Below are 25,124 nucleotides of genomic sequence, written 5' to 3'. Positions count from 1 at the left end.
CGCAGCCTGACTGTGCTACGAAGTCTTCATCGTGTGGATGCCGCACTCTGTCTTCGCGCGGCCGCGCCAGCGGCCGGCGCGCGCATCCTCGCCTTCAGCGGTTCTGCTGGTGCAAGGCATACACCCAACCGACAGGAAACCCGACGCCGCAAGTGGGTGACGCGGCAATTTGGCGCGGACGAAAATCGCCTCGAGTTCTTCGCGTGATACATTGGCAAACGGATTGAACTTCAACCGCGCACCGTCGTCCTCGACGACCGGAATGTCGGCGCGCGCATTGCCCTGAAAACGCTTGCGGCCGTTGAGCCAGGCGTCGAACGGTTTCAGCGCACGCGCCAGCGGCTCGACCTTGCGGATACGACAGCAGGCGTCGGGATCGGAGAACCAGAGGTCGCGGTCGGGATCGTCGCGCGACAGCGCCTCCTCCGCCGGTTTGACCGAGCGGACGTCCTTCAGCCCGAGCGTCGCGATCAGGGTGTCGCGATAGGCGAGCGTCTCCTCGAACAGCCAGCCGGTATCGAGAAAGATCACGGGGATCGCCGGATCGACATCCGCCATCACCTTGAGCAGCGTCGCTGATTCCGTGCCGAAGGACGACACCAGCGCAAGCTTCTCACGGCCAACCGCCTTCAGGGCGGCCGCGATAACCTCCGCGGGAGAGGCATCGCGCAAGGCGCGATCGAGCTCTGCCGCCGAAGCGGGATTTGACGAGACCTGAGGCGCGATGGCGTTCACGTGCCGACACCCTCGGAGTGGCGCAACTGCATGCGCCGGTGCAGCGCTGTGATGCGGCCGTCGCCGGTCGGCTGGTAGAACACCGAGTAGCGCTTCGCGGTCTGCATGAAGGCTTCCGCGTCGGCCTGCTTCTTGACCTCGAAGGAATCGAAGCCGGCGCGCAGCATGAACACGAACTGGTCGCGCAGCACCTGTCCCGTCGCACGCAACTCGCCTCGATAATTGTAGCGCTCGCGCAGCAACCGCGCCTGGCTATAGGCGCGTCCGTCGCGGAAGCTCGGGAACACCAGCGCAACGACCGCGATCTTGCCGAGATACGGCACGAGCTCGGCGATGTCGCGGTTGTTCGGCCAGATCACGCCGATCCTGCCGCCACGCTTGAGCAACGCTTCCGCATCGGCCAAAAAGCGCTCGGCCGGCACCAGGATATCGCCGCCCTCAGGCAGCGGCGTATCGACGGCGAGCTTGGTAAAGCTGTCGTCGACGATCTTTCCGCCGTTAACGAGTGGCATAAACGCGCTCCTTAAAGGGTTCGACGCCGAGGCGTTTCACGGTGTCGACGAACAGCTCTTCCGGCCGCTCGCGCAGCGCAAGGTAAGCTTCCACGATGTCCTCGACGACGTCGGCGACCTCGTCGAACTTGACGCCGGGACCGATCAGATTGCCGAGCGCGGCGCTCTCGTCGGCGCGGCCGCCGATGGTGATCTGATAGACCTCCTCGCCGTTCTTCTCGACGCCGAGAATGCCGATATGGCCGACATGGTGATGGCCGCAGGCGTTGATGCAGCCGGAGATATTGATGTGCAGCCGCCCGATCAAATTGGCGAGCTCGTGGTTGGCGAAGCGCCGCGTCAGCTCCTGCGCGATCGGGATCGAGCGCGCGTTCGCCAGCGAGCAATAATCCAGGCCCGGGCAGGCTATGATGTCGGTGATCAGGTTGACGTTCGGCGTGGCAAGACCAAGCTGGTCGAGCGCCTTCCACAGCGCCGGCAGGTCGTGCTTGGCGACATGCGGCAGCGCCAGATTCTGCTCGTGGCCGACGCGAATCTCGCCGAAGGAATATTTGTCGGCGAGATCGGCGAGCGCATCCATCTGCTCGGCGGTGGCATCGCCCGGGGGCGCGCCGATCGGCTTCAGGGAGATCGTGACGATGGAATAGCCCGCGACCTTGTGCGGGGCGACTGAGTTCTTGCGCCAGGCCTCGAATTCAGAATCAGCCGCGGCCTGACGCAGCTCGTCCGGCATGTGCGGCAACTTCTCGTACGCCGGATAGATGAAGCGCGAGCGGATGTCCTCGATCACCTCGTCGTCGATCTGGAGCGAGGAGTTGCGGATCTGCTGCCACTCCTCCTCGACCTCGCGCGAGAATTTCTCGATGCCGAGCTCGTGCACCAGGATCTTGATGCGCGCTTTGTAGATATTGTCGCGGCGTCCGTACTGGTTGTAGACGCGCAGGATGGCCTCGATGTAACTCAGCAGATCGCGGCCATGCACGAAGTGCTTGATGGTTTTGCCGATGAACGGCGTGCGGCCGAGACCGCCGCCAACCAGCACCTCGAAACCGGTTTCGCCCTTCTCGTTCTTGATCAGCTTGAGGCCGATGTCGTGGACCTTGATCGCGGCGCGGTCATGGTCGGACGCGGTGATCGCGATCTTGAACTTGCGCGGCAGGAACGAGAATTCCGGATGCAGCGTGGTGTGCTGACGGATCAGCTCCGACCAGATGCGGGGATCCTCGATCTCGCCGGGCGCGACGCCGGCCCACTGATCCGAGGTGACATTGCGCATGTTGTTGCCGGAGGTTTGCATCGCGTGGATGCCGACCTCGGCGAGGTCGGCCAGCGCATCCGGCAGGTCCGACAGCTTGATCCAGTTGAACTGGATGTTCTGGCGCGTGGTGAAATGGCCGTAGCCGCGGTCATATTTGCGCGCGACATGGGCCAGCTGCCGCAACTGGTTCGACGCCAGCGTTCCATAGGGGATCGCGACGCGGAACATGTAAGCGTGCAGTTGCAGATACACGCCGTTCTGCAAGCGCAGCATCTTGAATTCGTCTTCGGTGAGCTCGCCCGAGAGACGGCGCTGCACCTGGTCGCGGAATTCCGAGACGCGCTCGTTGACCAGCGTGCGGTCGATTTCGTCGTAAGCGTACATGATTGAAGTGCCTTACAGCTCGACCTGCGATCAGACCGGCAAGTCGATTGTCACGCCATCGCGGCGGATCTGCTCGCGCAGATTTCCGGGGACGATCTTGCCGTCATCGTCGACCTGGACCGGAGCGATATAGGGACCGATCGCGCCGACGTCATCGGCCACGGCCTCGGCGAGCAATGCTTTCGCCTCGTCGGAGTTTTTCACGATCGCGGCATCCGCCAGGTCGGCCGACCAGCCCTTGGCGGCCGTGCGGTAGACGACAATGCCGTCCCAGGTCCGGTTGGCTGTCACGACGGACGAACCGTTGATCTTGATTTTCTGTTGCAGGGGAGAGGTCATTCGGCAGCATCCAATAGATCAGAGATGATTTGCTTTGGGGTTTCGCGGCGAAGCGAACCGGCATGCCGGACCACGTCGCCGATGATGAGAATGGCGGGACCGCCACTGATCCGCCGCACCAGCTCGGGCAGGTCGCGCAGCGTGCCGATCGCGCCTTGTGCATCGGGACGCGTGACACGCGCGAACACGCCAACCGGCGTCTCCGGCGAGCGACCGGCGGCAAACAGGCCTTCACGGATCGCGGGTGCAGCAGTCATGCCCATGTAGACCACGACGGTCATCCGGGTGTCGGTCAGCGTCGACCAGTCCACGGCTTCCGCGTCACGCGCTTTGTGCGCGGTGAGGAAGGTGATGCGGGTGGCTTCATGGCGGTAGGTGAGCGGCACCTCGAAATCGGCGGCGCCGCCGAGCCCTGCGGTGATGCCGGGAATGATCGAATAGGCGATGCCGGCCCCGCGCAGCGCTTCGACCTCCTCGCCGCCGCGGCCGAACACGAAGGGATCACCGCCCTTCAGCCGCACCACGCGCTGGCCGGTCTGCGCGGCCTCGATCATGCGCTTGTTGATCGCATCCTGGCCGATGCCAGGCTTGCCAACGCGGCGACCGACCGGAACGCGGGTGGTGTCGCGGCGGATGCGGTCGAGAATTTCGGGCGAGACCAGCTCGTCATGAAAGACGATATCGGCATCCTGCAAGGCGCGCAGCGCCTTGATGGTGAGGAGATCGGGATCGCCGGGGCCGGCGCCGACCAGCGCGACCGAGCCTTCCGGCTTGTCGGCACGCGCGAATTCGGACGGATCGGCGATAGCCTTCAGCGAGGCATCCGCCTCGCTTTTGCGGCCGGCCAAAACGGCGGCGCCGATCGGACCGTCGATCACGCGCTCCCAGAAGCGACGGCGCAGCGGAAACTCGGCGATGCGCTCATTGATGGATTTGCGGAAGCCGCCGATGAACTCGGCGAGCTCGCCCATGCGCGCCGGCAGCAGCGCCTCGATCTTCTCGCGCACACGGCGCGCCACCACCGGCGAGGTGCCGCCAGTGCCGACCGCGACCACGACATCGCCGCGGTCGACGATCGCCGGGAAGATGAAGCTCGAATGTTCGAGATCGTCCATGACGTTGACGGGCAGGCCCAGCGACTTGGCTCGCGCCGACATCGCCACGCCGACGTCGCCTGCGCCAGCGCAAATGATGGCGATGACGCCGGCAAGATTGGCCGTCAGCGGGTCGCCCTGGGTGACCTCAACGCGTGCCATGTCATCAGAACTTAGCCCGCTCAGGTCATGATTGCCGTCGATCGCATGTACGCGAACCCGCGCCCCGGCCGCCGCGAGCACGCGCAGCTTGGCGCGCAAAAGATCGCCCGCGCCGATGAGGACCACCGGACCGTTGCTGAGATCGAGAAACACCGGCAAGAACCGCATGCGCTACTCGCTTCCCCCAATACGGGGTTGACTGGAATTATTTTCTATATATGTGTCGTTTCTAGTGCGCAAAGAGAAAATTTTTTCTTCTCTTCCGCACTGCAACTATAGAATTTTCGGCTCCAAACGCAAAGTGGCAGAGATGCATCTTCTCAAGGACGATTCCGCTTCTGTCGGACTGAGCAGCCCGGCCCTCATCGGGCGCTCGGACCGGCAAGAATTTTCCACTGATGTTTCCCCGAGCATGGACCATCTCGACCAGCTGGAGGCCCAGAGCATCTACATCTTCCGCGAGGCCTTTGCCCGCCTCAAGAAGATCGCCCTGTTGTGGTCGCTCGGCAAGGACTCCAACGTCATGATCTGGCTGGCGCGCAAGGCGTTCTTCGGCCGCCTGCCGTTCCCGGCCTTGCATGTCGACACCGGCAAGAAGTTTCCGGAGATGTATCGGTTCCGCGATCATTACGGCAAGGAGTGGGATCTCGACTTGCGCGTCGAGCCCTGCCCGCCCATCGATGCCGTCGACCCAACGCTGCCGCCCGCCGCCCGTTCCGCCGCGCGCAAGACCGAAGGCCTCAAGATGGCGCTCGGCAAATACGGCTTTGACGGCCTGATCGCCGGCATCCGCCGCGACGAGGAAGCCACCCGCGCCAAGGAGCGCGTGTTCTCGCCGCGCGGCCTCGAGGGCAATTGGGACGTGCGCGACCAGCCGCCGGAGTTCTGGGATCATTTCAATGCATCACCGCCGCAAGGCGCGCATTTGCGCATCCACCCGATCCTGCATTGGACCGAGGCCGACATCTGGGCCTACACCAAGCGCGAGAACATCCCGATCATTCCGCTGTACCTGGCGAAGGACGGCAAGCGTTACCGCTCGCTGGGCGACCGGGATATCACCAATCCGGTCGCATCGACCGCCTCGACCATCGACGAGATCCTGATCGAGCTCGAGCAGACCAAGGTGCCGGAGCGCGCCGGCCGCGCGCTCGACCACGAGACCGAGGACGCCTTCGAGCGCCTGCGCGTCGCCGGCTATCTCTGATTCCTGAGGACGCAACGCGGCTATGAACATGATCGTTACCACGGCTTCGCCTGCTACCCCCAACGGCACCACGCGTCCGCAGGTCCGTATCGTCATCGTCGGCCATGTTGATCACGGCAAGTCGACGCTGGTCGGCCGCCTGCTGCATGAGACCGGCAGCCTGCCCGAGGGCAAGCTCGAGATGCTCAAGGCGGTCAGCGCGCGGCGCGGCATGCCGTTCGAATGGTCGTTCCTGCTAGACGCGCTCCAGACCGAGCGCGACCAGGGCATCACCATCGACACCACGCAAATCCGCTTCCGCACCAATTCGCGCGACATCGTGCTGATCGACGCGCCCGGCCATGCCGAATTTTTGCGCAACATGATCACAGGCGCCTCGCAGGCCGACGGCGCGGTGCTGATCATCGACGCACTGGAAGGCGTGCGCGACCAGACCCGCCGGCACGGCTATCTCCTGCATCTGCTCGGCGTGAAGCAGGTCGCGATCGTCGTCAACAAGATGGACCGCGTCGATTTCTCCGCCGAGCGCTTCAAGGCGATCAGCGACGAGATCTCGGCGCATCTCAACGGCCTCGGCGTGACACCGACCGCGATCGTCCCGATCTCCGCCCGCGACGGCGACGGCGTCGCCGAGCACACCGACCGGATCGGCTGGTATCAGGGCCCGACCGTGGTCGAGGCGCTGGACCGGCTCCAACCGGCGCGGCCGCTGGAAGCGCTGGCGCTGCGCCTGCCCGTGCAGGCGATCTACAAGTTCGACGACCGCCGCATCGTGGCGGGCCGTATCGAGTCCGGCAGCCTGGTTGCCGGCGACGAGATCGTGATCATGCCGGCCGGCAAGATCGCCAAGATCAAGACGGTCGAGAGCTGGCCGGACACGCCGGTCGCGGGACGGCAGGGCGCGGGCCGTTCGGTCGGCATCACGCTCGACCGCGAGCTGTTCATCGAGCGCGGCGACATCATCGCCCATGCGGCGACAGCTCCGCGCGAGACGCGGCGGCTGCGCGTCCGCATCTTCTGGCTGCACGACAAGCCGCTCGCCAAGGGCGACCAGCTCCTGGTCCGCTGCGGGCCGAAGGAAAGCCGCGCCACCGTGGTGGCGATCGAGAAGGCGGTTGATCCCGGCGAGCTCGAAAGCCGCGAGAACAAGGCGATCGGCCGCAACCATGTCGGCGAGATCGACATTTCTCTTTCCAACCCGATTGCGACTGATCCCTACACCGACAATCCGCGCACCGGGCGCCTCGTGATCGAGGTGTCTGGACGCATCGCCGGCGGCGGCCTGGTGCTGTCGGTCGATGCCGGCCAGCGCGCCGTCCCGATCGACATCGTGCCGGTGGAATCGGCGCTCCGGCTCGATGAACGCTCCGCGCGCTACCGCCATAACGGTGCGGTGGTCTGGCTCACCGGCCTGCCGGCCTCCGGCAAGTCGACGCTGGCCAAGGCGCTGGAACGGCGCCTCTTCACCAATGGCGGCTCGCCGATCCTGCTCGACGGCGACACGTTGCGGGCCGGGCTCAACAGCGATCTCGGCTTTTCTGCTGCCGACCGCAGCGAGAACATCCGCCGTCTGGCAGAGGTCGCCACCCATCTCGCCCGCAATGGTCATATCGCTATCGTCGCCGCTGTCTCGCCAGCCCGCGAGGACCGCGCCACCGCGCGCCGCATCGCCGACACCGCGTTCCGTGAGATCCATGTCGCGACGCCGGCCGAAATCTGTGAGGCGCGTGACCCGAAGGGCCACTACAAAAAGGCCCGCGCCGGCGCGCTTGCCTCGTTCACGGGCATCGGCGACGACTACGAGCGACCTGAGGCCGCCGAGCTCGTGATCGACACGTCCGCCCGGACCGTTGCGGATGCGGCGGATGAGATCGAGTTGATGCTGAAGAAAACCGGCGTGCTGTTCGACGAGGTCGTGGACCTCGCGGCGAATATTTGAGCAGCCGACTGTCGCGCCAGATCACCGGTGTCGTTCTGGCAAATGCCAGGACGACGGCCGCCACTTCGCCTTGACATTTTGACAACCGTTGAGGGGCCTTCTCACGGCGCCGTTTTTGGGGCTAATAGAACCCTGAAAGCTGCCCTTTATGGGCGCATTTTGCTGCTGTCGGGTGAAAAGCAGCCAAAAACAGCCATTTCCAACAAGAAAGCCCATCATGAAACGCGTCGACGCCCATGGACTGAAGATCGCTCCCGTCCTGTTTGATTTCATCGCCAAGGAAGCGGCCCCGGAGACGGGGATCGCACCGGATGCGTTCTGGGCCGGGGTTGCTGCCCTCATCAAGGAGTTCGGGCCGAAGAACCGGGCGCTGCTCGCCGTGCGCGACACGCTGCAAGCCAAGATCGACGATTGGCACCGCGCCAACAAGGGCAAGGCGTTCGACCTCGACGCCTACACCGCCTTCCTGAAGGAGATCGGCTATCTCGTTCCGGAGCCGGCGACGCAGAAGGTCGAGACCGCCAATGTCGACGAGGAGATCGGGAAGATCTGCGGCCCGCAGCTCGTTGTCCCCCTCACCAATGCCCGCTACGCGCTGAACGCCGCGAATGCGCGCTGGGGCTCGCTCTATGACGCCTTCTACGGCACCGACGCAATTCCTCACGATCCGTCCGAGGGCGGCAAGGGTTACAACAAGGCGCGCGGTGACAAGGTGATCGCCAAGGCCAAGGCGTTCCTCGATGCCGCCGTGCCGCTCGCGACCGGCAGCCACACCGACGTCACCGCCTATAGCGTGGTCGCGGGCCAGCTCGCGGTGAAGCTCAAGAGTGGCAATGCCACGGCGCTGAAGAATGCCGCGCAGTTCGGGGGCTTCCAGGGCGACGCAGCCGCGCCGAGCGCCGTGCTGCTCGCCAACAACGGCCTGCATGTCGAGGTGAAGATCGACCGCAACAGCACGATCGGCAAGGACGATCCGGCCGGTGTCGCCGACATGATCATGGAATCTGCCGTGTCGACCATCCTCGACATGGAGGACTCCGTTGCCGCGGTCGATGCCGAAGACAAGGTGCTGGTCTATCGCAACACGCTCGGCCTGATGAACGGCACGCTGTCGGCCGATTTCGAGAAGGGCGGCAAGACGCTGACGCGCTCGCTCAATGACGACCGCAGCTACAAGACGCCTGATGGCAAGGGCGAAGTGAAGCTGCACGGCCGCAGCCTGCTCCTGATGCGCAATTGCGGTCACCACATGTTCACCGACGCGGTGCTGGACGAGAGCGGCGAAGAGATCCCGGAGGGCCTGCTCGACGCCGTCGTCTCGGGACTTCTCGCGATCCACGATCTCAAGGGTAATTCCAAGGTCAAGAACAGCCGCACGGGATCTGCCTATATCGTCAAGCCGAAGATGCACGGCCCGGACGAGGTCTCGCTGACCTGCGAGATTTTTGACCGCGTCGAGAAGATGCTGGGGCTCGCCGAGAACACGCTCAAGGTCGGCATCATGGACGAGGAGCGGCGCACCACCGTCAACCTCAAGGCCTGCATCCAGCGCGCCTCCAAGCGCATCATGTTCATCAACACCGGCTTCCTCGACCGCACCGGCGACGAGATCCACACCTCGATGGAAGCGGGGCCGATGATCCGCAAGAACGAGATGAAGGCGCAGGTCTGGATCAAGGCCTATGAAGACTGGAACGTCGACATGGGCCTGATCGACGGCCTGCCCGGCCACGCCCAGATCGGCAAGGGCATGTGGGCGGCGCCCGACAAGATGGCGGACATGCTTGCCCAGAAGCTCGCCCATCCGCAGGCCGGCGCCACCACCGCCTGGGTGCCCTCGCCGACCGCGGCGACGCTGCACGCGCTGCACTACCACCAGGTCAACGTGATCGCGCGTCAGCAAGAGCTGTCCAAGGGGGGGCCTCGTGCGAAACTCTCCGACATCCTGACCATTCCGGTGTCGAAGTCGAACTGGGCGCCCGACGACGTCAAGCAGGAGATCGACAACAACTGCCAAGGCATTCTGGGTTACGTCGTGCGCTGGATCGACCAGGGCGTCGGCTGCTCCAAGGTGCCCGACATCCACGACGTCGGCCTGATGGAAGACCGCGCCACCTTGCGCATCTCCAGCCAGCATCTCGCCAACTGGCTGCACCAGGGCGTCATCACCGAAGCGCAGGTGATGGAATCGCTCAAGCGCATGGCCGTCGTCGTCGACAAGCAGAACGCTGGCGATGCGATCTACAAGCCGATGGGGCCCGCCTTCGACGGCACAGCCTTCAAGGCCGCCTGCGACCTCATCTTCAAGGGCCGCGAGCAGCCGAACGGCTATACCGAATACATCCTCACCGCGCGCCGCCGCGAAGCGAAGGCGCTCGGCTGATTAGACCCAGCCATTAAGACATCAAAAGCCCCGACTCGCGCCGGGGCTTTTTTCATTGGAAGATCCGTAGCGCCGCTAAAACACCGTCAGGTATTTCAGCAGCGACACCACGCCGATGATGATGACGATGACCCGCACGATCTGCTTGGTGCGGCCGTCCATCGGCAGCATGTTGATGAGATAGAGCACGAGAATGACGACGAGAAAGGTGACGAGGACGCCGACCAGCATTGCAGAACCCCCTTCAGGCATATTGCTAACGGTGTCCTAACGCCCATCTCGCGCGCCGGTTCCATCGACGCAACCCATTACAACTTCTAGTAAATGCGTACTTCTACCGGCAGACCGACTGCCTAAAACTTTACCCTTTTCGTTTCAGATGCGGAAACCGTTCGCAGCTCGCAGCCGCGAACGGTATGCAATTGCCGATCCTGTCGCGCCCTCTGTTTTCGATTTTGCCGGGGCGCCCTTGACGAACTTTGAAATGGGAATTGGGGGGACTTCGATGTTGAATCGTCTGACCGTGTCCGCGCTTCTGAAGGCGGTGATCGCGATCACGTCGATCTGTGTGGTGATCGCGCTCTCGCTCACCGCCTACGAGTCGTGGGACCGCCTCAAGACCGCCAACCGCATCTCGCAGATCGCCGACGCCTCCGCCGATTTGTTCAAGGCGATGCACAATCTGCGCACCGACCGCGCCAGCACCAACCGGCTGCTCAACGCCACTGAGCCGATGGATGCGGACATGGACAAATATCTGCGCAGCCTGCGCGACGCCCAGATGCCGGCGATGGCGCGCGCGCTGGAGCTTCTCCCCAGCATCGAGTTTCCGCAGTCGGCAACGTTGGTTCCGGAGCTGTCGCGGCTGTTCAAGCTCCTGACCGAGGAGCAGAAGCAGTTCTGGGAGGAGGTCGCAAGGCCGAAGGAGCAGCGCCGCGCGAGTTTGCCAAAGGAATATATGGAGACGACCCAAGGCCTGCTTGACGTGCTCGACAAGCTGTCGAACGTCCTGGCCGCGACCGTGAATCACCAGGATGCGACGATCGACCAACTGCTGTCGATCAAGCAGAACGCCTGGCTGCTTCGTAACACGGCGGGCGAAGCCTCGCTGATCGTCTCGAACGGCCTTGCCGCGGGCAAGATCTCACCCGAGGCACGTGTCGCTTATACGCAATATGTCGGCGGCACCGCTGCGATGTGGAAAGCGCTGGATTTGTCGACCTCCGGCATGCGGCTGCCGCCGGCACTTGCGTCCGCCATGGCCACGGCCAAGACCGCCTATTTCGAACAGCAATATCTGTCGCTGCGCGATCGCCTTGCGGACACGCTCGTCAAGGGCGAGAAGGCCGAGATGACGGCGAACCAGTGGAGCCCCGTCACGGTGGGCCGCATGGGTAGCGCGGTTGCCGTCGCCGAGGGCGCTCTCGAAGCCGCGAAGAACCATACGCTGGAGCAGCGCGGCGCGGCGCAGCGCGCCCTGACCATGCAGCTCGCACTCCTGGCACTTGCCATCGCCCTCGCCGCCGGCGCGATCATGCTCGTCAGCCGCCGCGTCATCACTCCGCTCAACACCATCCGCGACGCCATGCTGAAGGTCGCGGGCGGCGACCTCGCCGTCGACAGCGGCTATCTCGACCGCGAGGACGAGATCGGCGCGCTCGCAGGCGCCCTTGAAACGTTCAAGCAGCAGGCGAATGACAAGCTCAAGATCGAGGAGCACGAGCGCGAGCGCAATGCGGGCGCCGCCGCCCGCCAGCATGCGATCGAGGCCTATGTCGGCGAGTTCGAGGGCGCGGTGCGCAAGACGCTCGGCGAATTAAGCGACGCCTCCGGCGAGATGCGCAAGACCTCGGGCGATCTGTCCGCGGTGTCGCGTCAGACCAACGACCGCGTCCAGGTCGCAGGGAAAGCCTCCAACGACGCTTCGATGAGCGTCGACAGCGTCGCCGCGGCCGCGGAAGAGCTCTCCGCCTCGATCAACGATATCAGCCAGCAGGCGGCGCATGCCGCAGGGATCGCCGGCCGCGCCGTCACGCAGGCGCGCGAGACCGACGGCACGGTGCAGGGCCTGGCGAAGTCCGCGGGGCGAATCGGCGAGGTCGTCGGCCTGATCAACACGATCGCAGCACAGACCAATCTGCTCGCGCTCAACGCCACGATCGAGGCGGCACGCGCCGGTGAGGCCGGTCGCGGCTTTGCCGTCGTTGCCTCCGAGGTGAAGTCGCTGGCAAGCCAGACGGCGAAGGCCACGGAAGAAATCTCCGAGCAGATCGCCGACATCCAGAAGGTCGCGGGCGATGCCATCAACGCGATCCAGACCATCGGCGGCATCATCGGCGAGGTCAATGAGGTTGCAACCGCAATCGCCGCCGCCGTCCAGGAACAGGGCGCAGCGACCCAGGAGATCACCCGCAGCACGCAATTTGCAGCCCAAGGCACCAGAAACGTCTCGGACAACATCACCGGCGTGAAGGCCGATGCGGATGCCGCCGCGGCCGCCGCGGACAATGTGAAGCACGCCTCCGAGATGCTGGAGAGCCAGAGCCGCCAGCTTGGCCATGAGGTCAGCGACTTCCTCGGCAAGATCCGCGCGGCGTAAGGCTGGGCGTCAGGCGGAGAGCTCCAGCTACGTATTCAGCGTCGTCCTGGCGAAGGCCAGGAGGACGTGGAGGAGAGAGTCGGCGGAGACCACGCCGGTAACGATCCGTTAAGATATCGCACCCCGACGCCCACTGTGCGCGCAAGTCGCAGCCCACTGCGTCCACACACCTGCCGCGCGTTACAACTCTATTTATCCCTTTCTGCGAAAAAATGAGGGATTCGGGGGGATCTTCACCATGCTTCGACGCGTGACCGTTTCGGCGCTGCTGCAATCCGTCATTGCCCTTCTCGCGGCCTGTGTGGTGGCGTTGCTGGTGGCGACGGCCTGGCAATCCTGGGAGCGTCTGCACGCGACCGGCAACATCGCGGCGGTGGCAGAGGCGTCCGTCAACGCCTTCAAGGCGATGCACAACCTTCGCACCGATCGCTCCTCGACGCCGCGCGTGCTGAACGGCGACGCGCCGGTGTCGCCGGAGATCGAGAAATTCCTGCGCGGCATTCATGACGCCGAGATGCCGGCAATCCGGGCCACAGCGGCGCTGCTGCCGTCGATCCCCTTCGCCGAGCAGGCCACGTTGCTCGGCAATTTGAACCAGCAGCTCGACAGGCTGGTAACGCTCCAGCGCGAGGCCTGGGACGAGATGCGCAAGCCGAAGAAGGCCCGGCGTGCAGCCCTTTCGAAGGAATATACGGACGAGACCGGCGCGCTGCTGTCGACCCTCGAGACGATTTCGGCGCGCTTGACCGCGGTGGTCAACCACAATGATCCGCTGATCGACCAGCTGCTGTCGATCAAGCAGGCCGCCTGGCTGTTGCGCAACACCGCGGGAGAGGCCTCGGACCTGGTCGCAACCGGCCTGGTCGCGACCGGCAGCTTGCCGCTGGAAGCGCAGCAGACCTACACCAAATTCGTCGGCGCGATCCAGAATGCCTGGAGCGGCCTCGAATCCTCGACGCTGGGCATGACGCTGTCGCCGGAGCTTGCCAACGCCATGGGCGCGGCCAAGGCCGCGTATTTCAATCCGGACTATCTCGCACTGCGCGACCGGCTGATCGACCAGATCATGGTGGGATCGAAGACCGAAATGACCGCCGACCAATGGACGCCGCTGACGTCGCAGCGCATGGGCACGGCGGTCGCAGTCGCGGAGCGCGCGCTCGACGAGGCGCGCAACTATGCGGCGGGGCAATACGCAGTCGCAAGCCGCGCGCTCGCGGTCCAGATCGCGCTGCTGGTGCTGGCCACGCTTCTCACCGTCGGCGCCATGATCACGGTCACGCGGCGCGTGATCCGTCCGTTGCACAATATCCGCGACGCCATGCTGGGGGTTGCCGGCGGCAACCTCACCGTCGACAGCGGCTATCTCGACCGCAAGGACGAGATCGGCGCGCTTGCCGGCGCCCTGGAGACGTTCAAGCAGCAGGCCACCGACAAGCTCAAGATCGAGGCGCAGGAACGCGAGCACAACGCGGGTGCTGCTGCACGGCAGCGCATGATCGAGGGCTCCATCGGAGAGTTCGAGGGCCTGGTGCGCGAGACCCTCGCTCAATTGAGCCAGGCCTCGAGCGAGATGCGCAAGACGGCCTCGGAGCTCTCCGCAGTCTCGCGCCAGACCAACGAGCGGGTGCAAATGGCCGGCAAAGCGTCCGGCGATGCCTCGGGCAGCGTGGACAGCGTTGCCGCCGCCGCCGAAGAGCTTAGCGCCTCCATCAACGACATCAGCCAGCAGGCCGCGCACGCCGCCGGCATTGCGAGCCGCGCGGTCAGCCAGGCCCGTGACACCGACGGCACCGTGCAGGGCCTCGCCAACTCGGCCAACCGTATCGGCGAGGTGGTCGGCCTGATCAACAGCATTGCGGCGCAGACCAACCTGCTCGCGCTCAACGCCACGATCGAGGCGGCGCGCGCCGGCGAGGCCGGACGTGGATTTGCGGTGGTCGCCTCCGAGGTGAAGTCGCTGGCGAGCCAGACCGCCAAGGCGACAGAAGAGATCTCCGAGCAGATCGCTGACATCCAGAAGGTTGCGGGCGACGCCATCAACGCAATCCAGGCGATCGGCGGCATCATCGGCGAGGTCAACGAGGTCGCGACCGCCATCGCCGCTGCCGTGCAGGAGCAGGGTGCGGCGACGCAGGAGATCACCCGCAGCACGCAGTATGCCGCGCAAGGCACCAAGAACGTCTCCGACAACATCACCGGCGTGAAGTCCGATGCCGACACCGCGGCGGGAGCTGCGGAGAACGTCAAGCAGGCCTCTGAAATGCTGGAGACCCAGAGCCGCCAGCTCGGCCATCAGGTCAGCGATTTCCTCGGGAAAATCCGCGCGGCGTAAGGGCAATTTTCACGATGTCGTCCTGGCGAAAGCCAGGCTTTCGCCAGGACGACATTGAGCCCCTACTCCTTCGCCACCACCGGCAGCTGGCGGAATTTGGCTCGCACCGAGTCCGGCAGCGGCGAGAAATTCATCGCGACGCCGCGACGGTCGTTGGCATTGCGGTTGGCGACGACGAGGCCCTCGGCGCCCGCGACGATGTCACCTTTGCGCAAGGTCGGATCGTCCTCGACCTTGACCGACGCGAGCCCGGCCGAATTCTTGCCGTTGCAGGTGCAGCCCGCGACAACCTCCCTGCGATAGCGGAAGGCGTTCGGCAGGTCGGAGTAGGACTTTCCGCTATCGGACGCGGCATCGTCGATGTTGCTGCCATAAACGAGGGACGTTTCGGCGGTCGGGCAGAAGCTCTTGCAGGATTGCGCCTTGCTCTCGGTGTCTGCGCCTTGCGCCGGGAAATAGCGACCGTCGCAGCTACGGACACAATAGGCCGTGCCACCACCATAGGCGCGCTGGCGCGGGGCATCGTAGCGCGGCCCATCGTCGGTCGGGAACGGCATCTGAATTTGCGGTGGCGGCCGCCTGCCAAATCCACCAAACAGCGCCGAGAAAAAGTCCTCTGCATGCGCCGGTGGCGTCAGCGCAAGACCAAGGAAGGCGACGGCGACCAATGCCGCCGCACCGCCGGTCAGTTTGCCGATCTGACGTCTCACCATGTCACCTCACTCAACTCTCAGTCCACCGACGACGTCGGGATGTTCAGCGCCTGACGGCCCGAGGGCAGCGTCGTCACCGCTGGACGCCTGCGAACGGGGTCAGCCCCCTTCGCCATCAGCGGCGCGTTCTTCGGCAGCACCACGACCTTGGTGCCGACATTGACGCGGTTGAAGAGGTCGGTGACGTCCTCATTGGTCAGGCGGATACAGCCGGAAGAGACGAACTTGCCGATCGTGGTGGGATCGTTGGTGCCGTGGATGCGGTATTCGCTGGAGCCGAGATACATCGCGCGGGCGCCGAGCGGATTGCCCGGGCCGCCGGCGACGAAGCGCGGCAGATAGGGCTGGCGCGCGATCATCTCTGCCGGCGGATGCCAGTCCGGCCATTCCGCCTTGCGCGTCACGTTCTGCACGCCCGACCAGGTAAAGCCTTCGCGACCGACACCGACGCCGTAGCGCATGGCGCGGCCATTGCCGAGCACGTAATAGAGGTAGGTGTTCGCGGTATCGATGACGATGGTGCCGGCAGGCTCGTTGCGGTCGAAACTGACGATCTGCCGGCGCAGCCGATCCGGCAGCAGGGCATCCTCGCCGGTGGCCTGCCGATCGTCAGGCGCATAGCCCGGTGCGAAAGCCTGGTCCTGCGGAAACGCCTGCGGCTGCATCGGCGCGTAGCCGAGCGATTGCGCCTGCGTCGCAACAGGCAGCGTCAGCAGGGCTGTCGCAAAGGCAAAGGCGGAAAGAGCGCGCGGCGGGAGCCGGCGGCGGACTGCAAAGAACCTGGTCATGTGCTGCCCCGTTCGGATGTGTGCATCGTTGTGATGCTGCTGTCCACAAACGCGGTGAGGCCGACTCAAGTTCCACCGCACAGTGCGGCGGCGACGTCACAGTCAAGCGAGCCGTTCTTCACGAAGCCGCGATGGAACCGAAGTAACCACCGGGCGTTTTTCCAGTCACCAATGGGCAATGGGCGTGCGGGTGAGGGCCTCCGTGCGGGGAGAGAGATTGTGCGCGTCCTTCCCGGTGAACGTCTGATGTCCGACAACAGCGAAGGCGCCCCGCTTCCCGATAGCCGTAGCGAGTTGCCGCCAGTCATCCGCCGCACTGAATTCGTTGCCATTGCGCTGATGGGCCTGCTGCTGATCGCCGTCGGCACGGTGCTTTATGTCGCCAAGGCGTTCTTCCTGCCGGTGGTGATGGCAATCGTCGCCGGCACCATGCTGTCGCCGGCAGCAAGCTTTCTGGAACGGCGGCGCGTGCCGCGCGCCCTCGGCGCCGTGCTGATCGTGATCGCGGTGACGACGGTGGTCGCCTTCGTCGTCGCGCTGATCGCCGCCCCCGTAATGGAGTGGGGCTCGCGCCTTCCGGAGCTGGGCGCGCAATTGAAAGAGAAAGCGCATGTTTTCGACCGGCCGCTAGCGCTATGGAAGGAGCTGCAAACCATGGCCGGCGGCTCCGACGGGTTGCCGAGCCTGTCGCTGCCGAAGGTCGAATGGGTACAGCCGACGCTGGAATTCCTGTCGCCGACTTTTGCCGAATTTCTGCTGTTCTTCGCCACCCTGATCCTGTTCGTTGCGAGCTGGCGCGATTTGCGGCGCGCGATGATCATGAACTTCAGCGATCGCGACGCGCGGCTGCGTACGCTCCGAATTCTCAATGAAATCGAGGTTCACCTCGGCAACTACCTTCTGACTGTGACCGTCATCAATATCGGCGTCGGCGTTGCGACCGGCATTGTCTGCGCGGCCACCGGCATGCCGAATCCAGCCGGCCTCGGCGCGCTGGCGGCAACGCTGAACTTCATCCCGATCATCGGCCCGGTCGCGATGTTCGCCGTGCTGGTTGTGGTCGGGCTGGTCGCCTTTCCGACGCTGGGCGGTGGGTTGATGGCGGCGCTCGCCTTCGGCGGCATCACGTTCATGGAAGGACATTTCGTCACGCCGACCATCATCGGCCGCAGGCTGGCCTTGAACGCGCTCGCGGTCTTCATCGCGCTCGCCTTTTGGACCTGGCTGTGGGGACCGATGGGCGCATTCCTGTCGTCACCGCTCCTGATCGTCGCCCTGATCCTGAAGGAGCATCTCTTGCCGGAGAATTCGCCGCAGCTTCCACAGGGGTGATGGGTTCGCGCGATGGAACTTCCGTGATGACGCGGCGTTTGTCGGCTATCTCACCGCCAACAGTTCGGAGCTTGTGATGTCAATGACAAATGGCGAAGCCGGGATGAGAGACTGGACCGACAAAGCCACCAGAGAACGTCTCGAGAAGGATGTAGCAGCCGTGAAAAGCGATATCGCCGCCCTCACCGACCAGATCACCGACGCGCTCAACACCTTTGCCAATTCGGCAAGCAAGCAGGCCCGGCGCGGCTACAAGCAGGCCCGCGAGAACATGGATTCGACGCTCGACGACATGTCCGAGCGCGGCAGCGCGATGATGGGCGCGGCTCAGGATGCTTACGGCTCGATCGAGGAGACGCTGGAAGATGCGATCACCTCGCGGCCGCTCGCGACCGTTGGGCTGGCGCTCGGCATCGGCTTTCTGATCGGTGCCGCCTGGCGCCGGTAAAGCGTATGATGGATATCGAGATGACGGCAGCGCTGCGGTGCCGCCGTCATCGATCGTCGTGACGAATTGGCTTGCCGGGATCGGAGGAGAAAGGCCTTGTTTCAGCGCATCATCGACGGCATCAGCGCATCGACCGGCACGACAATACGGCTGACATCGCTTGCCGCGGGCACCGCCTTTGCGCTGTTCATCACCACATGCTTCCTTTGCGCAGCCGCATTCATCTCGGTGCTGGAGAAATACGGCCCCGTGCAAGCTTGCCTCGCGGGCGCCGGCATCTTCTTCCTGCTGACTCTCGCTGCTGCGGGGAGCTATTGGGGCTACAAGCGCGAGGCGCAGAAGCGCGCCCGCATCACCGCCGAGCGCGCCGCGAAGTCGGCGGCCGCGAGTATGCTCGCCGATCCCATGCTGCTCGCCACCGGCTTGCAGATCGTCCGCGCCATCGGCGTCAAGCGGCTGCTGCCGATCCTGGCGATCGGCGGCGTCGCACTCGGAGTCATGGCAAGCCGCGCCGGTGCGGCGGAGGATGCCTCCGCCGAACCCGCCGAGTAGACCCGATCACGCCGGCTGCAAGGTTTGCACCTCGCGCCGCGGCGAGAACGTCAGCGCCACCAGCACCGCCGCGAGCGCAACGGTCGAGGCGCCGAGATAGAGCCAGGCATAGCTGTTGTTGGCGTCGAAGATTCGGCCGCCCGCCCACGGGCCGAAGGCCATGCCGATGGCGGAGACCATGGTCAAGGCGCCGAACACGGTGCCCATGATGCGCTGGCCGAAGGATTCCCGCGCCAGCACCGCATAGAGCGGCATCACGCCGCCATAGGCCGTGCCGAACACGACGGCGACAGCATAGAAGGCCTCCAGCCTGTTCACGAACAGATAGGCCGCGATGCAGAATGATTGCACCAGCAGGCCGCAAATCAGCACCGGCTTTGCACCAAAACGGTCGGCGAGCAGGCCGAGCAGCAGGCGTCCCCCGAGCCCGGACAGGCCCTCGAGGCTGTAGATCGACACCGCTGCGAGCGGAGCGATGCCGCAGCCGATGGCGTAGCTCACCATGTGGAAGATCGGTCCCGAATGAGCGGCGCAGCACAGCATGAAGGTTGTTGCCAGCACCGCGAATTGCGGCGAGCGCAGCGCCTCGCCGACGGTGAGCCTCAGTTCGTCCGTGGCGCGCGCGGGGCCGGAGGTGGGCTCCGCCGGTGCACGCCGCACCAACAACGCAGCCGGGATCAGCAGAAACCACGCGGCGATGCCGATGGTCATCATCGCGGTGCGCCAGTCATAGGTCGAGATCAGATAGCGCGCAAATGGCGAGATCGTCATCGGCGCCACGCCCATGCCGGCGGAGACGAGCGAGACGGCGAGGCTCCTGCGCCTGGGCTCGAACCAACCGGTCGCCGCCGCAATCATCGGTGCGAAGAAGGCGCCGGCCGCGAGCCCGACCAGAACGCCGTACGTGAGCTGGAACGAGGCGAGCGATGTCGTCCCACTTGCGAGCACGAGGCCGAGCCCGAGCAGGACCGCGCCGCACAGCGTCACCATGCGTGGGCCGATCCGGTCCGACAGCGCGCCCCAGCCGAAGCCGGCGGCGCCCATCACCAGGAAGTCGATCGTCATCGCGCTCGAAATGCCGGTGCGCGACCAGCCGGTCTCCGTCGACATCGGTTGCAGATAGACCGCGAGCGAGAACATCGCGCCGATGCCGACGCAGGTCATCAGGGCGCCGCAGGCCACGATCACCCAACGATAGGAATTCATCTCGTTTGCCCTTGCCGAAAGTTGCGTTGTCGGTAGGACGAACGGGATTGCCGATAATCGACAGCCGACCTTGCGAAATTTTGCGTCACCCGGGCAAAACCGCACCTATTCACGCAATCGCTACTCGGATAGGCCGGCGGTTGCCGCTAAAAGCATCGCCCTGATTCCAAAAGTTATTTTTGAAGATGAAGCCGTCCGTCAAGGCGAACCTCTCCGCATTCCAATACGATGCCAGGCTGTACCTGACGCTCGGCATCGCCAACTGGTCTGTGTTCGTCGATCACATCCCGAACAATGTTGCCAATCTGCTGACATTGCGCAATTTCGGCTTCAGCGGCGCCGCCGACCTGTTCGTGTTCGTGGTCGGCTATGGCGTCGCCATCATCCACGGCAGGATGGCGCTGGAGCGCGGCTATGTCGTCGCGGCGACGCGCATCTTCCGCCGCGTCTGGCGGCTCTACGCCGCCTATGTTGTGCTGTTCGTGATCTATATCGACACCATCGCCTATGTCGCCTCGCAATCGATGGCACCCGAGCTCATCCAGGAATACAACATCTCAGGCATCCTCGAGCATCCGCTGCGCATCCTGATCCGTGGCCTCGTGCTCCAGGAAGAGCCGCTGAACCTCGATCTGCTGCAATTGATGATCCCGCTGATGGCGTTCTTTCCGTTCGCCCTGTGGGGGCTGTTGCGACGGCCGAACGTAACGCTGGCCGCATCGGTCGCGTTCTATTTCGCGGCACGCTGGTTCGACTGGAGCTTTCGCATCTCGCCGGACCAGGAATGGACCTTCAATCCGTACTGCTGGCAGATGCTGATGGTGCTGGGCGGCTGGTTCGCCGTGACCGGCGCGCCCGGCCGCGCGCTGCACAACATGTCATGGCTCCGCGTGCTCGCGGGCGCCTATCTTCTGTTTGCGATGGCGGTCACCTTGATGCGCCATTCGCCGGCGCTGTCCGCTTACCTGCCGGACATCGTGCTCAACGGCATCGCGCCGACCGACAAGGAGAACCTTGCGCCCTATCGCGTGCTCCACTTCCTCGCGCTCGCATTTCTGGCGACCCATCTCATCCCGGCCGACCACCCGGGCCTGCAATGGAAGCCGCTCCAGATGGTGATCAAATGCGGCGAGGAATGGCTCGCCGTGTTCTGCGTCGGCGTGTTCCTTTCGTTTGCCGGCCATCTCGTCCTGATCACCGGAGCCAATCTGGTCGTGATGCAGATCGGGGTGAGCCTCGCCGGTCTCGCGGCGATGACGGCGGTTGCCTATTATATTTCCTGGTCGAAGCGGCAGGACGAGCCGGCGGCCTTGCGTCAGCGCGCCTGAGGTTTCAGGCCTGCTGCCGATTTGTGCTAGGCACGAACCGCAGGCCTGCGCTATGCCGGACAGATACGACCGCGGTGGAAGCGCGGTCTCTGCGCAGCAGGCGAGGTCATGGCAAAGGGTACGAGCGAAGCGGCTGAGACGGCGCCCCGGCGCGGCCGGCCGCGCTCGGTCGAGACCACCAACGCGATCCTCGAGAGCGCCTACGCACTGATGGCCGCCACGGGCCTTGCCGCCACCACGATCGACGCAGTCGCGCGCCATTCCAACGTCTCCAAGATGACCATCTACAAATGGTGGCCATCGCGGGAGGCGCTGCTGATCGACGCCTTTCTCCACCACGCCGCACAAATGCTGCCGCTGCCGCCGGCGAGCGCCGGCACGCCCGCGGCGCGCGCGCGGCGTCACGCCGCCGCCTATGCCGAAGCCTTGCAGGGCGAGTTCGGCAAGGTGCAGCTCGCGGTCATCTCCGAATGCATCTCGAAGACGGGCTCAGCGGAGCTGTTCTACGCGCGCTATCTGCAATTCCGCCGCGACGCGCTGGTGGAGATGATCGCCGCCGGCCAGAAGGACGGCAGCGTCCGGGCCGAAGCGCCGGCAGAAGATCTCTACGACGCGATCTATGGCAGCCTGTTCTATCGCTACGTCTTCGGCATCGCGCCGATCACGCCCGCTTACGCGCGAAACCTGGTCGACCTGGTGTTGCGGCCGAAGGGTTGAGTACGCGAAAATCTCACGCCGATTCCCACAGGAGCATCGTTCTCATCATGATCAAGAGCATTTTGCCATACGAAGGGTTGCTCCACGAAGTGGTCGAGCATGGAGGCGTGCTTTACATCGGCGGAATCGTCCCCGAGGACACCAGCCTCGACATGTCGGGCCAGGCAAACGATGTGCTCGGCCAATTGTCGCGTCTGCTGGAGACTCTCGAATCCGACATGGCCAACGTCTTGCAGGTGACCATCTTCATGACGAATCTGGGCGAGAAGGCTGCGTTCAATGCAGCCTGGAAGGCGCACTTTGCGAAAGCTCATCTGCCGGCGCGCGCTGCCGTCGGCGCGGCCGATCTTGGCCCCGGCGTGAAACTCGAGATGACCGCAATTGCGGCTCGATCGACCTCGACCTGAAGCCAGGCGCGAGATCTACTTCGCCGGCCGCACCGGCGCCGATATCTTGTCCGTGCGATCGCGCTCGGTCATGTCCACTACCGTCTCCATCGGCGCGATGAGCTCGTAAACGTAGGAGAAGTCGGTGAAATAGCGCTTGGCGGCGCCGCCGAGCGCTTCGGGTGCGACGCGATCGAGCAGGATCAGGCCGAAATCGGAATCCGGGCGGCGCGTCGCTTCGCTGGTGTTGAACTCCTCCCAGCGGAACTGGAACACCTCCGCGGGCGCCTCGCCCGTCACGGTCCAGTTCGCGGTGATGTGCGGATGCTTGCCGACCAGCGACAGGCCTTCGTCGGAATGCGAGGCAAGCTCGAAGAACAGCAGCGACAGGCTCTGCGCGGCGCGCGCGCTGACGGCGATGTCCGGGCCGCTGACGGCGATGCGATCGGCATGCGGGATGGCGCGTGCCTCGAACAAGCCCTTCAGCTTCACGCCCTGCCACTGGCTTTCGCTGAGCAACGAAACCACGTTGGACATGGCGTGGATGCGGCCGATCAAGAGCTCACGCGCGACGTCGATGTCCGAACCATGGCGCAGCGTGCGCGTCACGATCGACTGGATCACCGCGAGGATGTTCTTGACGCGATGGTTCAGCTCGTCGATCACCGCTGTCAACCGCCGCTCGAAACCGATCCGCACCTGGATTTCGCGACTGAGCCGCAAATTGTTGTAGGCCACGTAGCCGAACAGGCCGCACACCATCGCGGTGATGGCGAAGCCGATCGCCGCGACGATGATGGCGGTCTGCTCGGCACGGCGCGCCGAATTGGTCTTGGCATAATAACCGAGCTGCCAGTCGCGACCGCCGAAGCTTATCGTGCGCGTCGCCGACGGCGCCGGTCCATCCGGCGCCGTCATGCGGGTGGAAACGACGCCCTGATCATTGGCGATGAGCTCGCTGCCCTCCTTCCGCGGATCCCTAAGCGCGACCGAGAACAACGACAGATCGTCGTTGGTCAGCATCAGCGAAGCGAGCTCGTAGGAAAATGTGATGAAGCCGACCGGCTCGGCCGCGCCCTCGGGGATCACGGGCGCCGCGACGATGATCCCGATGGGACCGTTGGCGCGCAGCAGCGGAACCGGGTCGGAGGCAACTGAGCGCTTCTCGATTCTGGCGCGGGCGAGCATGGCACTGCGGACAGGGTCCTGATCGTAGCTGCGGCCGGGCAACGCCTTGGTCTCGTCGCTGCGCGGCTCGAGATCCATCAGCACGTCGATCGGCTGGGTGAGGCTTGCAGGGTCGATCGGCTTGTCGCGGTAGTCGCGTATCTGCGGCTTCGGAAAGCCGGCCGCTGCAATCGCAGCCTGTGCCGCGGCAAGCTCGGTCGGCCGAAGCCGGGCAACCCAGCCCGCCACCACGAAATCAGTCTTGAAGGCGTAGATGGCCGAGCGCAGCGGCTCCAGCATATTCGGCTTCAGCACCGAGGGCGCGCGGAACAGGCCTGAGGCGACACGAGCCAACAGCTCACGTTCGGTCGACCTGTCCTGGACGAGGCTCGCATGAACGTCGATCGCGCGCGCGAGCGCAATCCGGTCCAACGCCAGCTCCTGGTCGTGGACACGATAGGCCGCAAGCCCGGAGAGCAAGGCTCCGAGCAGAGCGATGAAGCCGATGATGAAACCCAGCCGGACCACGCGACTACTCAGGCGAAAGCAGGAGGTCGGCAATAAACACGGAGCATATGAACGCCGCTCGAATGGCCACGTGCCGAAACAGGGTAGACCCCAGTGGCGGAGATAATGAAGGAGGAGGCATCGGTACGCAACTTGGGTCGCCCAAAAAGCTTAATCCGCCCGGCCGATCGTCCGGCCAAAACGACTTTACAAGGCAGCTTTGCTCCGGGCCCCGGAGGTAGTTAATCGCCGTGTCGGAAATTTGTTCCGCAGGTCGCTTTGCCCCAGACGTTAACGCCGGAAAAGACCTGCGCTATGTCGCCGCGGCCCTTTAACCTGCTCGCTTCAATCCACCCTTGGTCTCGATGAAGCCGACGATGCGGTCGAGCCCATCGCTCTTCTTGAGGTTGGTCATGACGAAGGGGCGCTCGCCGCGCATGCGCTTGGCGTCCGTTTCCATCTTCTCCAGCGACGCCCCGACATGGGGCGCAAGGTCGATCTTGTTGATGACCAGGAGGTCGGATCGGGTGATGCCGGGGCCGCCCTTGGACGGTATCTTGTCGCCGGCCGCAACGTCGATGACGTAGATGGTGAGGTCGGCCAGCTCCGGGGAAAAAGTGGCAGCGAGATTGTCGCCGCCCGACTCGATCAGCACGAGGTCGAGACCGGGGAATTTCGCGCGCATATCGGCGACCGCGGCGAGATTCATCGAGGCGTCCTCGCGGATCGCGGTATGCGGGCAGCCGCCGGTTTCGACGCCGGCGATGCGGTCCGGCGTTAACGAGCCCGAGCGCACCAGGAACTCCGCATCCCATTTGGTGTAGATGTCGTTGGTGATCGCGGCGATGTCGTAGCGCTCGCGCATGGTCTTGCAGAGCAGGTCCATCAGCGCGGTCTTGCCCGATCCGACCGGACCGCCGACGCCGACACGCAAGGGGCCGTGAGAAGTCGCCATGTCCACCTCTATCGTCGTCCCGGCGAAGGCCGGGACCCATAACCACGAAAGTCGATCGTTGTTGCGTTGAGCTGGAGC

At 64.5% G+C, this 25,124-nt stretch carries 22 protein-coding genes; 11 read left to right on the top strand and 11 right to left on the bottom strand.

What is annotated here, in order from left to right; all coding sequences use genetic code 11:
- Positions 1–15: 15 nt before the first annotated feature.
- The 5 genes from IC761_RS05430 to cysG are packed head-to-tail and all read right to left on the bottom strand — an operon-like array spanning position 16 to position 4,652.
- A complete protein-coding gene (locus tag IC761_RS05430) occupies positions 16–735 on the bottom strand; it encodes a phosphoadenylyl-sulfate reductase (RefSeq protein WP_195802260.1) in 720 nt (239 codons plus the stop codon).
- Positions 732–1,247 (bottom strand): DUF934 domain-containing protein, encoded by a 516-nt coding sequence (locus tag IC761_RS05425; protein ID WP_195802259.1) that lies wholly within the window; start codon positions 1,245–1,247, stop codon positions 732–734. Before IC761_RS05425 ends, IC761_RS05430 begins: the two co-directional genes overlap by 4 nt.
- Positions 1,234–2,889 (bottom strand): nitrite/sulfite reductase, encoded by a 1,656-nt coding sequence (locus IC761_RS05420; protein ID WP_195802258.1) that lies wholly within the window; start codon positions 2,887–2,889, stop codon positions 1,234–1,236. Before IC761_RS05420 ends, IC761_RS05425 begins: the two co-directional genes overlap by 14 nt.
- Positions 2,890–2,919: 30 nt before the next feature.
- The gene (locus IC761_RS05415; protein WP_195802257.1) at positions 2,920–3,228 is read right to left on the bottom strand and encodes a DUF2849 domain-containing protein; all 309 of its coding nucleotides are present in this window, start codon (positions 3,226–3,228) and stop codon (positions 2,920–2,922) included.
- On the bottom strand, positions 3,225–4,652 hold the full coding sequence (gene cysG / locus IC761_RS05410; protein ID WP_195802256.1) for a siroheme synthase CysG: 1,428 nt from the start codon (positions 4,650–4,652) through the stop codon (positions 3,225–3,227). The genes IC761_RS05415 and cysG overlap by 4 nt, the downstream gene beginning before the upstream one ends.
- A 244-nt stretch (positions 4,653–4,896) precedes the next feature.
- On the opposite strand from cysG, the gene cysD reads away from it, so the two are divergent.
- The 3 genes from cysD to IC761_RS05395 all read left to right on the top strand — a co-directional run bounded on the left by cysD (position 4,897) and on the right by IC761_RS05395 (position 10,013).
- Positions 4,897–5,691: a sulfate adenylyltransferase subunit CysD gene (cysD, locus tag IC761_RS05405; protein ID WP_195802255.1), complete on the top strand. Its 795-nt coding sequence runs from the start codon at positions 4,897–4,899 to the stop codon at positions 5,689–5,691.
- A 22-nt stretch (positions 5,692–5,713) separates the two neighbouring features.
- Positions 5,714–7,630, top strand: a complete 1,917-nt coding sequence (gene cysC / locus IC761_RS05400; protein WP_195802254.1) for an adenylyl-sulfate kinase — start codon at positions 5,714–5,716, stop codon at positions 7,628–7,630.
- A gap of 217 nt (positions 7,631–7,847) precedes the next feature.
- Complete coding sequence (locus IC761_RS05395) at positions 7,848–10,013, top strand: malate synthase G (RefSeq protein ID WP_195802253.1); 2,166 nt, start codon at positions 7,848–7,850, stop codon at positions 10,011–10,013.
- Between the two features lie 75 nt (positions 10,014–10,088).
- Here the strand turns inward: IC761_RS05395 and IC761_RS05390 are convergent, their stop codons facing one another.
- Positions 10,089–10,244, bottom strand: coding sequence for a Thivi_2564 family membrane protein (locus IC761_RS05390; protein ID WP_195802252.1), 156 nt, complete (start codon positions 10,242–10,244; stop codon positions 10,089–10,091).
- 274 nt (positions 10,245–10,518) lie between these two features.
- Between IC761_RS05390 and IC761_RS05385 the strand changes: the two genes are divergently transcribed.
- Positions 10,519–12,612, top strand: a complete 2,094-nt coding sequence (locus IC761_RS05385; protein ID WP_195802251.1) for a methyl-accepting chemotaxis protein — start codon at positions 10,519–10,521, stop codon at positions 12,610–12,612.
- Positions 12,613–12,850: 238 nt separating this feature from the next.
- Complete coding sequence (locus IC761_RS05380; protein ID WP_195802250.1) at positions 12,851–14,947, top strand: methyl-accepting chemotaxis protein; 2,097 nt, start codon at positions 12,851–12,853, stop codon at positions 14,945–14,947.
- A gap of 62 nt (positions 14,948–15,009) precedes the next feature.
- Here IC761_RS05380 and IC761_RS05375 read toward each other — a convergent pair whose 3' ends face one another.
- Positions 15,010–15,660, bottom strand: coding sequence for a DUF2865 domain-containing protein (locus IC761_RS05375; protein ID WP_195802249.1), 651 nt, complete (start codon positions 15,658–15,660; stop codon positions 15,010–15,012).
- A gap of 17 nt (positions 15,661–15,677) precedes the next feature.
- Positions 15,678–16,448, bottom strand: a complete 771-nt coding sequence (locus tag IC761_RS05370; protein ID WP_195802248.1) for a L,D-transpeptidase — start codon at positions 16,446–16,448, stop codon at positions 15,678–15,680.
- A gap of 219 nt (positions 16,449–16,667) precedes the next feature.
- Between IC761_RS05370 and IC761_RS05365 the strand changes: the two genes are divergently transcribed.
- The 3 genes from IC761_RS05365 to IC761_RS05355 all read left to right on the top strand — a co-directional run bounded on the left by IC761_RS05365 (position 16,668) and on the right by IC761_RS05355 (position 18,780).
- Positions 16,668–17,780 carry an AI-2E family transporter gene (locus IC761_RS05365; protein WP_195802247.1) on the top strand — a complete coding sequence of 371 codons (1,113 nt, stop codon included), beginning with the start codon at positions 16,668–16,670 and terminating at the stop codon, positions 17,778–17,780.
- 76 nt (positions 17,781–17,856) lie between these two features.
- Complete coding sequence (locus IC761_RS05360) at positions 17,857–18,228, top strand: ElaB/YgaM/YqjD family protein (RefSeq protein ID WP_195802246.1); 372 nt, start codon at positions 17,857–17,859, stop codon at positions 18,226–18,228.
- 96 nt (positions 18,229–18,324) lie between these two features.
- Entirely contained in the window at positions 18,325–18,780 is a 456-nt protein-coding gene (locus IC761_RS05355) for a hypothetical protein (RefSeq protein WP_195802245.1), read from the top strand.
- Between the two features lie 6 nt (positions 18,781–18,786).
- On the opposite strand, the gene IC761_RS05350 is transcribed toward IC761_RS05355, so the two are convergent.
- Positions 18,787–19,986 (bottom strand): MFS transporter, encoded by a 1,200-nt coding sequence (locus IC761_RS05350; RefSeq protein ID WP_195802244.1) that lies wholly within the window; start codon positions 19,984–19,986, stop codon positions 18,787–18,789.
- A 185-nt stretch (positions 19,987–20,171) separates the two neighbouring features.
- On the opposite strand from IC761_RS05350, the gene IC761_RS05345 reads away from it, so the two are divergent.
- From IC761_RS05345 to IC761_RS05335, 3 genes are all read left to right on the top strand, one after another.
- Entirely contained in the window at positions 20,172–21,314 is a 1,143-nt protein-coding gene (locus tag IC761_RS05345) for an OpgC domain-containing protein (RefSeq protein WP_195802243.1), read from the top strand.
- Positions 21,315–21,422: 108 nt separating this feature from the next.
- A complete protein-coding gene (locus IC761_RS05340; RefSeq protein ID WP_195802242.1) occupies positions 21,423–22,031 on the top strand; it encodes a TetR/AcrR family transcriptional regulator in 609 nt (202 codons plus the stop codon).
- Positions 22,032–22,078: 47 nt separating this feature from the next.
- Positions 22,079–22,438: a RidA family protein gene (locus IC761_RS05335; RefSeq protein ID WP_195802241.1), complete on the top strand. Its 360-nt coding sequence runs from the start codon at positions 22,079–22,081 to the stop codon at positions 22,436–22,438.
- Between the two features lie 15 nt (positions 22,439–22,453).
- Here the strand turns inward: IC761_RS05335 and IC761_RS05330 are convergent, their stop codons facing one another.
- Both IC761_RS05330 and ureG read right to left on the bottom strand, forming a co-directional pair.
- Entirely contained in the window at positions 22,454–24,112 is a 1,659-nt protein-coding gene (locus IC761_RS05330) for a CHASE domain-containing protein (RefSeq protein WP_195802240.1), read from the bottom strand.
- 310 nt (positions 24,113–24,422) lie between these two features.
- Positions 24,423–25,046 carry an urease accessory protein UreG gene (gene ureG / locus IC761_RS05325; protein WP_195802239.1) on the bottom strand — a complete coding sequence of 208 codons (624 nt, stop codon included), beginning with the start codon at positions 25,044–25,046 and terminating at the stop codon, positions 24,423–24,425.
- Positions 25,047–25,124 lie beyond the last annotated feature (78 nt).

Source organism: Bradyrhizobium commune (assembly GCF_015624505.1).
GTDB lineage: Bacteria > Pseudomonadota > Alphaproteobacteria > Rhizobiales > Xanthobacteraceae > Bradyrhizobium > Bradyrhizobium commune.
Note: the sequence above shows the minus strand (reverse complement) of the source record. Positions and strands in the feature narration are given on the sequence as shown.

Excerpts from the sequence above, each read along its gene's own strand:
- IC761_RS05345 (WP_195802243.1), top strand. The coding sequence starts at position 20,172 with ATGAAGCCGTCCGTCAAGGCGAACCTCTCCGCATTCCAATACGATGCC.
- IC761_RS05335 (WP_195802241.1), top strand. The coding sequence starts at position 22,079 with ATGATCAAGAGCATTTTGCCATACGAAGGGTTGCTCCACGAAGTGGTC.
- cysD (WP_195802255.1), top strand. The coding sequence starts at position 4,897 with ATGGACCATCTCGACCAGCTGGAGGCCCAGAGCATCTACATCTTCCGC.
- IC761_RS05390 (WP_195802252.1), bottom strand. The coding sequence starts at position 10,244 with ATGCTGGTCGGCGTCCTCGTCACCTTTCTCGTCGTCATTCTCGTGCTC.
- IC761_RS05380 (WP_195802250.1), top strand. The coding sequence starts at position 12,851 with ATGCTTCGACGCGTGACCGTTTCGGCGCTGCTGCAATCCGTCATTGCC.
- IC761_RS05350 (WP_195802244.1), bottom strand. The coding sequence starts at position 19,986 with ATGAATTCCTATCGTTGGGTGATCGTGGCCTGCGGCGCCCTGATGACC.
- IC761_RS05415 (WP_195802257.1), bottom strand. The coding sequence starts at position 3,228 with ATGACCTCTCCCCTGCAACAGAAAATCAAGATCAACGGTTCGTCCGTC.
- cysG (WP_195802256.1), bottom strand. The coding sequence starts at position 4,652 with ATGCGGTTCTTGCCGGTGTTTCTCGATCTCAGCAACGGTCCGGTGGTC.
- IC761_RS05385 (WP_195802251.1), top strand. The coding sequence starts at position 10,519 with ATGTTGAATCGTCTGACCGTGTCCGCGCTTCTGAAGGCGGTGATCGCG.
- IC761_RS05360 (WP_195802246.1), top strand. The coding sequence starts at position 17,857 with ATGTCAATGACAAATGGCGAAGCCGGGATGAGAGACTGGACCGACAAA.
- IC761_RS05420 (WP_195802258.1), bottom strand. The coding sequence starts at position 2,889 with ATGTACGCTTACGACGAAATCGACCGCACGCTGGTCAACGAGCGCGTC.
- IC761_RS05340 (WP_195802242.1), top strand. The coding sequence starts at position 21,423 with ATGGCAAAGGGTACGAGCGAAGCGGCTGAGACGGCGCCCCGGCGCGGC.
- IC761_RS05425 (WP_195802259.1), bottom strand. The coding sequence starts at position 1,247 with ATGCCACTCGTTAACGGCGGAAAGATCGTCGACGACAGCTTTACCAAG.
- IC761_RS05370 (WP_195802248.1), bottom strand. The coding sequence starts at position 16,448 with ATGACCAGGTTCTTTGCAGTCCGCCGCCGGCTCCCGCCGCGCGCTCTT.
- cysC (WP_195802254.1), top strand. The coding sequence starts at position 5,714 with ATGAACATGATCGTTACCACGGCTTCGCCTGCTACCCCCAACGGCACC.
- IC761_RS05375 (WP_195802249.1), bottom strand. The coding sequence starts at position 15,660 with ATGGTGAGACGTCAGATCGGCAAACTGACCGGCGGTGCGGCGGCATTG.
- ureG (WP_195802239.1), bottom strand. The coding sequence starts at position 25,046 with ATGGCGACTTCTCACGGCCCCTTGCGTGTCGGCGTCGGCGGTCCGGTC.
- IC761_RS05395 (WP_195802253.1), top strand. The coding sequence starts at position 7,848 with ATGAAACGCGTCGACGCCCATGGACTGAAGATCGCTCCCGTCCTGTTT.